Origin of the sequence: Mesorhizobium sp. M7A.F.Ca.CA.003.01.2.1 (assembly GCF_003998945.1) — a bacterium.
Lineage (GTDB): Bacteria > Pseudomonadota > Alphaproteobacteria > Rhizobiales > Rhizobiaceae > Mesorhizobium > Mesorhizobium ciceri.
Window position 1 is genome coordinate 1 of the sequence record NZ_RZRA01001186.1, and the last position, 1,417, is coordinate 1,417.

General features: G+C 65.6%; 2 protein-coding genes and 1 pseudogene. 1 reads left to right on the forward strand and 2 read right to left on the reverse strand.

Features of this window, described 5'->3' with window-relative positions; translation table 11 throughout:
- Positions 1-668, forward strand: a pseudogene (locus EN969_RS31035) (D-alanine:D-lactate ligase-like protein); the annotation flags it as partial.
- Positions 669-710: 42 nt separating this feature from the next.
- Here the strand turns inward: EN969_RS31035 and EN969_RS31040 are convergent.
- Together EN969_RS31040 and EN969_RS31045 are read right to left on the reverse strand one after the other, a co-directional pair.
- Positions 711-1,121, reverse strand: coding sequence for a GFA family protein (locus EN969_RS31040; protein WP_063169673.1), 411 nt, complete (start codon positions 1,119-1,121; stop codon positions 711-713).
- 41 nt (positions 1,122-1,162) lie between these two features.
- A partial coding sequence (locus EN969_RS31045; RefSeq protein WP_206525280.1) for an SRPBCC domain-containing protein occupies positions 1,163-1,417 on the reverse strand: 255 nt, incomplete at its 5' end.

Sequence of the window (1,417 nt, forward strand, 5' to 3'; positions counted from 1 at the left end):
GCCTGCCGGTGCCACAGGCTGGGCTCGCGCGTGACGGCCAATGGCTGGTCGAGCCGCCGGCCTCGCCCGCCGGCTGGTTCGTCAAGCCCAACCGGCTCGGCGCCAAGATCGGCATCTGGCTGGAGTCGCGCTGCAGCGATCTCGCCCACGCTTTGGAGCTCAGCCGGCGCGTCTTTTCGGCCTATCGCGACGATGTCGTCGTCCAGCCCTACGTCGCCGGCCGCAACGTGCGCGCCAGTTTCCTTAGCCTGATGCCGGGCGCGGGAGTCGAAGTGCTTGGCGTGGCCTTTGTCGATTCAGGCGCCGATTTCCAGACCATGGCCGACAGCCTGGCGCTCTACGGCGACACTGGCGAGGCAGCGAAAGCGGCGGGACATTACGCCGAGCCGGAGCTCGTCGCGGTCGCCGACAGCCAGCCGGCCGCCGACGCCAGGATTCGTGCGATCGCCGGGCGGCTGATGAGCGGGCTCGGCCTGCGCGACGTGTTTTCCATCGATCTCAGGGTCGAGGCCGACGACACCGTCCACCTCATCGAGTTCGAGGTCTGCCCCGGCCTGCCCTGCTTCGATTTCCGCGCCTATTGCCGCCAGCAATGGGGCCTCGAGCTTGCCGATGCCATAGCCGAGACAGCGGCGAGCCGGCTGATCGGCCAAGAGCATCGGGCCTGAAGGCGCGACGGCAGATCGCGGGCCGACGGCGGACGCGTTTCACTACGGCATTCGCTCGACCGCCTGCAAGGCGGGATCCATCTTGTCCCAGGCATGGCCGTGGCTCGTGTAGGTCACCATCTGCGGGCTGAACTGTTCCGGATCGTCGAGGCTGGCCGCATGGACCGCTATGAATTCCGGCATGGCGACGGATATCAGAAAGACCGGCGTTCCGCAGGTTGGACAGAAGGTGTGGATTTTTTCATTGCCGCTGGCGCCCGCCACGCGCCAGGTGCTCACCTCCCCGGTAATGGCCATATCGGTGCGCTGGCCGAAGGTCAGGTAGGATCCGTGGCCGGTGCCTGAGCGCTTCTGGCAATCGCTGCATTGGCAGTGGTTCTGGAAGATAGGCTCGTCATTGGTCTCGTAACGGATCGCGCCGCATGCGCAGCCGCCGGTATAGCGCTTGGTCATTATCGTTCTCCACGGGTCTGATTCTGCTCGAGGTCGCAACATCAGGCCGATTTCGGCTTGGCGAAAATATCGATGCCGCTGCCGGTTTCGAGGAAGGATTTCAGGCTGGACAGCACCGCCGGCCAACCTTGGCTGACGCCTTTCGCCATGCCGCTGCCGGCCTCGAGCTCGTCATGGCTGACGGTCAGCCGCACCATGGTGTCGTATTCCTCGATGGCGAACGTCACCCGGCTGGTTTTCGACGGATCGTCGGCCTGCGAAGCGTTCGCCCAGGTGATGACGAGGCGGGTCGGCGG